This window comes from Caulobacter sp. D5 (genome assembly GCF_003185805.1).
In the GTDB taxonomy this organism is placed as follows: Bacteria; Pseudomonadota; Alphaproteobacteria; order Caulobacterales; family Caulobacteraceae; genus Caulobacter.
In genome coordinates, this window is the sequence record NZ_QHJY01000151.1 from 1 (window position 1) to 8,414 (window position 8,414).

Consider the following 8,414-nt stretch of genomic DNA (forward strand, 5'->3'; position numbering starts at 1 on the left):
CTCTCCGCCGCCGAGGCCGCCCTGGCGAGCGCCGGCGGCGGCGGGCTGCTGGGTCCCTACGCCGGCCGGCTGTTCGCCGCGCGCAAGGCGGCGGCGTGATCCCAGACCCCATTCTGGTCGCTGAAGGCGTGGTTCGGTCGTACGGTCAGCGCCGGGTGCTGAAGGGCGTCGACCTGACCCTGCATCCAGGCGAGATCTACGCCCTGCTGGGCCACAACGGCGCGGGCAAGACCACCCTGGTGCGCGCCATCTGCGGCCGCCTGCGGCCCGACGCCGGGACCGTGCGTCTCAACGGCGCCGACCCGGCCCGCACCCCCGCCGCCCGGGCAGGCCTGGGCCTCGTACCGCAGGAGATCGCCCTCTACGCCAACCTGTCGGTGCGCGAGAACATCGAGACCTTCGCCGTCCTGGCTGGCGTGCCCCGCGCCGCCATCCCCGCCGCCGTGCGCCGGGCCATGGAGCTGACCCGCACGCTGGAGCGCGCCGACGCGCCGGTCCGCACCCTGTCGGGCGGCTTCCAGCGTCGCGCCAACATCGCCGCCGCCATCGTCCACAAGCCCACCTTGCTGATCCTCGACGAGCCGACGGTCGGGGTCGACATCGACGCCCGCGAGGCCGTCGACGCGGTGATCCGCGACCTGCGCGACCTGGGTGTCGCCGTGCTGATCGTCACCCACGACCTCGACCAGGCCGGCGCCCTGGCCGACCGCGTCGGCTTCCTGCGCGACGGCGTGATGGTGCTGGAGGGCGAGCCGCGGGCCCTGGTCGCCGAGGCCTATGGCGACCAGATGGAGATCCTGGTCCACCTCTCCGAAGGCCTCGACACCGCCGGCGAGATCCGTCTGGCCGCCGAGGGACTGGAGCCGACCCGCCGTCCGGGCGTCTGGACCCGCCTCGACGCCGGCGGCTACGCGGCGGCGGGGCGGCTGGACGCCCGCCTGCGCAAGCTCGGTCTGGCCCCGCGCGAGATCCGCGTGCGCGAGCCGTCCCTGGCCAACCTCTTCACCCTCGTCGCCGACCGGAAGGCCGCATGAAGACCCGGGCCTTGATGGCGCTGGCCATGATGCGGGTCATGGCCCTGGAGCTGTGGCGCGACCGCGCGGCTCTGGTCATGACCTTCCTGCTGCCGCCGCTGGTGTTCCTGATCTTCTCGTCGGTGTTCGCCGGGACTTCAGGCGACAATCTCCAGCCCAAGCTGGCTGTGACCGATCTCGCCAAGACCGACGCCTCACGCCGGGTCGCCGCCGCCCTGCTCAAGAGCCCCGATCTTCGCGCCGAGACCGCGGCCGATCCCGCCGCCGTACGGGCCAGGGTCAAGTCCGGACAGGTCGACGTCGGCCTCGTCATCCGCGCCGACCCCGCCGCGCCGGGCAGGCCGTTCCTGATCGTCGCCGACCCTTCCCGAGCCGTCGCGGCTCCTCTGGCCCAGGCCCGCACCCAGCAGGCCCTGGCCGCCGCCGCGCCGGACGCGGCCCTGCGCCGCTCGGTCGAGGCCCTGACGCCGGCTCTGGGCGACCTCACGCCCGTCCAGTCCGCCCGCATCGACGCCGCCGCCGCGGCGCTGCGCGCCAAGCCGCCGGCCTTGAAGGAAGACCTCTTCGATCGTGAGCAGATCGCCGGGGCCCGCAAGGGCGGGGCGGTGATCGCCTATTACGCCGGGGCGGTGATGATCCTGTTCGCCCTGTTCTCGGCCATGCAGGGGGCGCTGTCGCTGATGGAGGAGCGCCGCGCCGGCGTCGCCGACCGCCTGCTGGCGGGCGTGGCCGGCATGGGGCCGGTGGTCACCGGCAAGTTCCTGTTCCTGACGGCCCAGGCGGTGGTGCAGGCGGTGATGATCTTCGTCGTCGCCCAAGCCGTCTACGGCGTCGAGGCGCTCCAGCACTTCGCTCTGTGGCTGCCGACCACCCTGGCGGCCGGCGTCTGCTCGGCGGGCCTGGCGCTTGGCCTCGTCTCGCTGTGCCGCACCCGCGATCAGGCCCAGATGCTGTCGACCTTCGTGATCCTCGTCCTGGCCGCGATCGGCGGCAGCATGGCGCCGCGCTTCCTCATGCCCGCCTGGCTGCAGAGCCTGGGCTGGCTGACGCCCCACGCCTGGGTGATCGACGCCTACCAGGCCGTGCTCTGGCGCGACGGCGGGATCGGCGCGGTGTATAAGGCCTGGATCGTGCTGGCCGCCGTCGGCGCGACGGGCCTCGGCGTCGCCCAGGCCCTGTCGCGCGATCCGCAGCGCTAGTTGAGCCAGGACAAGGACGAGCCTGCAAAAGCCTGATCCGATCAGGCGGCGGGCTCCAGAGTAGGAAAGCGATGGTCACCTTCGGACTTCAGGTCGCCCTGTTCCTGGCCGCCTTCGCCTTCATGGAAGGCTTCGCCTGGTTCACCCACAAGTACGTCATGCACGGCTTCCTGTGGGTCTGGCACCGCTCGCACCACGAGCCCCGCCACGGCGCCTTCGAGCTGAACGACCTCTTCGCGGTGGTCTTCGCCGCGCCCGCCATCGTCGCCATCTGGTTCGGCACCAATGGCGGGATGCCGTGGCTGCTGCCCGTCGGCCTGGGGATCACCGCCTATGGCGCGGTCTATTTCATCTTCCACGACGGCATGGTGCACCAGCGCTTCAAGGTGCCGCTGGGCAAGTCGGCCTATTGGAAGCGCCTGATCCAGGCCCACCGCATCCACCACGCCGTCCACACCAAGGAGGGCGCGGTGTCGTTCGGCTTCCTGCTGGCCCGGCCCATCCGCGAACTGAAGGCCAAGCTGCGGGCGCGGGGCGTCCAGGCTTAAGCGACCCTCCCCCGAAGGGGGAGGTGGCCCGAAGGGCCGGAGGGGGAAGGGGCCGCGAAGGCCGGTCTCACTTCGAAACCAGCAATCACATCCCCCTCCGTCGCCTCCGGCGACACCTCCCCCTTCAGGGGGAGGATCTCCTGCGATGGCCTTATTCCGCCCCGCCGGCCTTGCGGTAGTCCAGCGGCGGCTTGCGATCCCCGACCATGGCCTTGTACTGGAAGCCGTCGCCGCGGCGGCTGTTCAGCTCGGCCTTGGCGTCGGCGATCAGCTTGGGGTTCATGAACAGCTCGGCGCCGGTGATCGACAGGGTCTTGGCCGCCACGGCCGCGCCCTTGAGGCCGATCGAGTTGCCCGCCGCCGCCACGTTCTGCCAGCTGTGGCCGGCCGAGCCCGGCACGAAGGTCGCCGTCGACAGGCCCACCGTCGGGGTCACCCACGAGATGTCCGAGACGTCGGTCGAGCCGCCGACGCCGCCCTTCATGTCGGCCGGGGCGTAGGGCTCGATCTTGCCCACCGAGGCCAGGTCGCCGCCGCCGTTGGTCAGGCTCTTGGCGAGCGTCTTGGCGAACGCGGTCTCTTCCGGCGTCCAGGTGATCCCGCCGACGCTGACCAGGCTGTCGTTCATCACCTTGCCCAGCACGTCGTTGGGCAGCAGGTTGTAGACGCCGCCGGTCTGCTCGAACTCCACCGTCGTCTCGGTGGCCATGGCCGCGCCCTCGGCCGCCTTCTTGACGCGATCCATGACGCTGACCACGACCTTCGGGTCGCTGTTGCGGACATAGTAATAGACCTCGGCGAAGTCCGGCACCACGTTGGGGGCCTTGCCGCCGTTGGTGATCACGTAGTGGATCCGCGTGCCGTCGGGGATGTGCTCGCGCATGAAGTTGGCGGCGGTGTCCAGGATCTCCACCCCGTCCAGCGCCGAGCGCCCGGCCCACGGCGCGCCCGAGGCGTGCGAGGACTTGCCGCGGAAGCGGAACTTGCCGCTGATATTGGCCATCGAGGTGCCCTGGCGGGCCGAGTTCTCGTTGCCCGGGTGCCAGTGCAGGGTCACGTCGACGTCGTCGAACAGGCCCTCGCGCACCATGTAGACCTTGCCCGAACCGCCTTCTTCGGCCGGCGTGCCGTAGACGCGGATCTCGCCCTGCACCTTGTTCTGGATCATCCACTGCTTGAGGGCGACCGCGCCGGCCACCGAGGCCGCGCCGAACAGGTTGTGGCCGCAGCCGTGGCCGTTGTCGGTGCCTTCACGCGGGGTCTTGGTCGGCACGGCGGCCTGCGACAGCCCCGGCAGGGCGTCGAACTCGGCCAGCACGGCGATCACCGGACCCTTGCCCTGCTTGAAGCTGGCGACGAAGGCGGTCGGCTCGTCGGCCACGCCCGCCTTCACCTCGAAGCCGGCGGCCTTCAGCTGGTCCTGCAGAACGACCGTGCTCTTGGCCTCCAGGTAGCCGAGCTCGGCGTAATCCCAGATCTTCAGGGCCGCCTCGTTCATCTGCGGCGTATAGGCGTCGACGTTCGCCTTCAGCTGGGTCTTCTGGGCGGCGCTCAGCGGCGCGGCCATGGCGCTCGAGGCCATCAGCGCGCAAACCAAGCCTGCGGCGGCGGTCTTGAAGATCGAAGTCACGAAAAGCCTCCCTGAACGCGACGCGAACGGCGCCGCTGTCTACTTCCATGACGCAGGGGGGAGGCGGTTCCTCAACCGGGGAGGGGAGAAAGTGGGCGGGGGCGCTCCATCTCCGGTCGTCGCCGCCCTGGAGCCGGGGACCTCTGCTCCCGTCGCGGCGTGTGCCGTAGGGTCAGGCGGAGCTCGATGCAAACTCCATTTTGTCAGAGTATAGCTTGCTGCTGCCCGCGTTTGTCGGACCGACGCTCTGCATCGACATCTGAAACGAGCGCCCATCCGAAAAAGCCAAGCTTCCCTTCCTTGTATGGGGTTATGCGCGCCCGCATCCCTGAATGCGATTTCGAAATCTTCTGAAATGTGAAATCCGCATTTCAATTTTCGCATTGATCATATCAATTGGATTGACCGGAAATGATTGCTCTGCACATTTAGTCGGACAAATGAAGCGACGAGGAAAATACCTCGCGCTCGACATGGGAGGGATTGATGAAGCGTATTGCCTTCATGCTGTCGGTCGCGCCGATGGCGCTTCTGGGCATGCCCGCGGTCGCGCAAACGACGGCCGCAGCTACGGACACAGCCACCGATGCGACGGAGACCTCGGCCGTGACCGAGGTCGTCGTGACCGGCCTTCGCCAGAGCATGCGCTCGGCGCAGACCATCAAGCGCACCTCGGACGCGATCCTCGACGCGGTCGTCGCCGAAGACATCGGCAAGCTTCCCGACAACACGGCCGCCGAGACCCTGGCGCGCATCTCCGGCGTGCAGGTCGAACGTTTCAGCGACGAGGCCAATCGCGTCCTGATCCGAGGCCTGCCCGACGTCGCCACCACCTATAACGGCCGCGAGATCTTCACCGCCGAACTGCGTCGCGTGCAGTTGCAGGACTTCCCGGCCCAGGCCCTGGCGGGGATCGAGATCTACAAGTCCGGCACCGCCGACATCGTCGAGCCGGGCCTGGCCGGCCTGATCAACGTCCGCACGCGTCGACCGCTGGACTTCAAGGGCCGGTTCATCGGCGGCGGCGTGCGCATGACCTACAACGACCAGACCGAGAAGTTCGACCCGAACGGCAACATCCTGTTCTCGGACCGCTGGGACACGTCGATCGGCGAGATCGGCGTCCTGGCCAACGCCACCTACGCCCAGTCGCAGTACCGCAACGGCGTGCGGTACAACAATCAGTGGATCCGGCAGGTCAGCCCCGCCTCCAGCGTCTCGCCGGCCAGCGTCGGCAACAGCTTCTACTACCCCCACTCGGTGGGTCTCTATAACGACGGCGGCAAGCGCTACCGGCCTTCGGGCAACGTCGCCCTCCAGTGGAAGCCGAACGACAGGCTCGAGATCTATTTCGATGGGATCTACCAGGGCTATCGCGGCCGGCAGGCGACCGACAACCTGGACGTCAATCTTCGCGACTGGGACTCCACCGTCCTGCAGGACCCGACCCTGACGAACGTCACGCTGGTTCCGGGGACCACCGACCAGGCCGCCGGCTTCACCAAGACCGGCGGCGTCGCGCCCCAGGCCTATCGCTCGACCGGCGCCGATCACACCAACACCTACCAGGGCGCGGTCGGCGCCATCTGGCGCGGTGATCGCCTGACCCTGTCGACCGACCTCGCCTACGAGGACAGCGAGTACGAGGCTCGCAACTGGAGTCTCGACAGCGCCTTCACCACCGCGCCGACCGTGGTCGTCAAGTTCAACGAGAAGGACGGCGCGGCGTTCGACCTCACCGGCTTCGACGCCGCCAACCCGGCCAACTACTACTGGCGCGGCTATTACGAGCGCCACTACATCGCCAAGGGCAGCGGGGTCCAATGGCGCGGTGACGCGGTGTTCGACACCCGCCTGTCGTTCCTGCCCGAGATCAAGTTCGGACTGCGCTACACCGATCGCGACGCTTCGCTGATCCAGGGCTCGCGCTACGCCTGGGTGCTGCCGCTGAAGATCGCGTTGTCCAGCCTGCCCGTGGGCCAACTGGAGATGATCGAGGATCCGTTCCGCGGCTCCTCACAAGGCTTCACCCAGTATCTGATGCCGACCCGCGAGGGGATCGCGGCGAACGCCGCCGCCTTGCGGCAACGCTCGATCGAGGCCCTGCAGCAGCTGATCGCGCTCTATCCCAACGACCAGGGCTACAAGGACACCCTGACGGCCTTCAGCAGCCCGGACGTGCCCCTCGACCAGGGCGGCGCCTTCAGCGCCACCGAACAGAGCTACGCCGGCTACGTTCAGGCCAAGTACGCCTTCGACGTGGGTTCGATCGCGTTCGACGGCGTGGCCGGCGTCCGGGTGGTTCAGACGGTCGGCGAATATTCCGGCGTCTCGCGCGTCTCCGCTAACGGTGTCACCAGCCTGATCCCGAGGACGATCGAGCAGAACTACACGGACGTGCTGCCGAACATCAGCCTGCGGATCCGGCCGCTCGACAAGGTGCAACTGCGCCTGGGCTATACCGAGACCCGCACCCGCGTCGATTTCGGCGCGCTCAACCCGGCCCTCAACGTCACGCAGGTCGTTCGCGACCCCAACGAACCGGTCGATCCCAACGCGCCGGTGCAACCCAACGCCTACGGCTCGGGCGGGAACCCCGACCTCGTGCCGCTCACGTCCAAGAACTACGACATCAGCGCCGAGTACTATTTCTCCAGCACGGGCAGCATCACCGTCGCCGGCTTCTATCGCGACCTCTTCGGGTTCACGAGCAACTACACCAGCCGGGTCCAGGATCCGGTCTATGGCCTGATCGAAATCAGCCGTCCGGAAAACTCCGGGGCGGGCAAGATCAAGGGTTTCGAGGTCAACGCCCAGACCTTCCTGGATTTCCTGCCCGAAGCCTTCAAGGGCTTCGGCGTCCAGGGCAACGTCACCTATATCGATGGCAAGAACCAGTTCCCCCAGACGCTCGGCGCCGATGCGTCCTACGTCAAGATCACCGGCCTTTCCAAATGGACCTACAACGCCGCTCTGTTCTACGAGCGCAACGGCGTGACGGGGCGCATCTCCTATAATCGCCGCTCGCCCTGGGTCAGCTATTACCGTCAGGCGACCGACGGCTCGCAGTACACCGGCGTCGGGGTGCGGGCGACGTCCCGTCTGGACGCCTCCTTGAGCTACGACATTTCCAAGCAGCTGACCGTCAGCCTCGACGTCAGCAACCTGCTGGCCAAGCCGTTCGAGAACTACAACAACTACTCGCCCGACCGGACCTATCCGGTCGATGTCCGCTACGAGGGCCGCTACTACGGCCTGGGCCTGCGCTTCCGCTTCGGCGAGTGACAGCGGCGCGGGCCGGCGGCCGAGAGGCTGCTGGCCCGTCTCGCCCTTGTTGGGCTGATCCGCGGCTGATGAACGCGATCCGGAAGGACGTGGATCGCCGCTACGGCGAAACCAGGACGATCTCGCCGTCTTCGCCGGTCTTCACCTTGGCCGCGCCGTAGGCGCTGAGCGCATCCACGAAGCCGCCGACGTCGCCGGTCTTGAAGCGGCCGCTCATCGGGGTGGCGGCCACGCGCGGCGAGGCGATGCGAATCTTGCGTTCCGAATAGCGGTTCAGTTCGCCGACGATCTCGGCCAGCGGCTGGTTGTCGAAGGTCAGGCTGCCCTGGCGCCAGCTGGTCAGGGCCGAGACGTCGGCGGCGGCCACCGCCCAGGTCGCGCCTGAGCGCTGCTCCAGGCGCGAGCCCGGCAGCAGGTCGACGCTGTTATGGGCCACCGGATCGGCGACTCGGATCTTGCCTTCCAACAGGCTGACCGACCAGGCGCCCGGATCGATGCGCACGTTGAACGCCGTGCCCAGCGCTGTGACCGTGCGGCCCTGCGCCGTCACCACGAACGGGCGCTGCGGGTTCTTGGCCACCTGGAAGAAGGCCTCGCCGCGATCGAGCGTCAGGCCGCGCCGCTGGCCCCATTCGGTGACGCGCAGCACGGTGTCGGTCGACAGGGTGGCGACTGAGCCGTCGGCCAGGGTGATGCTCTTCTGCTGGCCGACGCCGGT

Annotated in this window: 6 protein-coding genes; 4 read left to right on the forward strand and 2 right to left on the reverse strand. The window is 68.4% G+C overall.

Annotated features, from left to right (window positions below):
- Positions 1–95 precede the first annotated feature (95 nt).
- The 3 genes from DMC18_RS11135 to DMC18_RS11145 all read left to right on the forward strand — a co-directional run bounded on the left by DMC18_RS11135 (position 96) and on the right by DMC18_RS11145 (position 2,781).
- Positions 96–1,034 (forward strand): ABC transporter ATP-binding protein, encoded by a 939-nt coding sequence (locus DMC18_RS11135; protein WP_110132938.1) that lies wholly within the window; start codon positions 96–98, stop codon positions 1,032–1,034.
- Positions 1,031–2,233 (forward strand): ABC transporter permease, encoded by a 1,203-nt coding sequence (locus tag DMC18_RS11140; protein ID WP_110132939.1) that lies wholly within the window; start codon positions 1,031–1,033, stop codon positions 2,231–2,233. The genes DMC18_RS11135 and DMC18_RS11140 overlap by 4 nt, the downstream gene beginning before the upstream one ends.
- A gap of 71 nt (positions 2,234–2,304) precedes the next feature.
- Positions 2,305–2,781, forward strand: coding sequence for a sterol desaturase family protein (locus tag DMC18_RS11145; RefSeq protein WP_110122124.1), 477 nt, complete (start codon positions 2,305–2,307; stop codon positions 2,779–2,781).
- 151 nt (positions 2,782–2,932) lie between these two features.
- Here DMC18_RS11145 and DMC18_RS11150 read toward each other — a convergent pair whose 3' ends face one another.
- Complete coding sequence (locus DMC18_RS11150) at positions 2,933–4,363, reverse strand: amidohydrolase (RefSeq protein WP_110122126.1); 1,431 nt, start codon at positions 4,361–4,363, stop codon at positions 2,933–2,935.
- Positions 4,364–4,897: 534 nt separating this feature from the next.
- On the opposite strand from DMC18_RS11150, the gene DMC18_RS11155 reads away from it, so the two are divergent.
- Positions 4,898–7,696 (forward strand): TonB-dependent receptor, encoded by a 2,799-nt coding sequence (locus DMC18_RS11155; protein ID WP_233245390.1) that lies wholly within the window; start codon positions 4,898–4,900, stop codon positions 7,694–7,696.
- Positions 7,697–7,796: 100 nt separating this feature from the next.
- Here the strand turns inward: DMC18_RS11155 and DMC18_RS11160 are convergent.
- The coding region (locus DMC18_RS11160) for a FecR family protein (RefSeq protein ID WP_146218047.1) at positions 7,797–8,414 on the reverse strand (618 nt) is incomplete at its 5' end.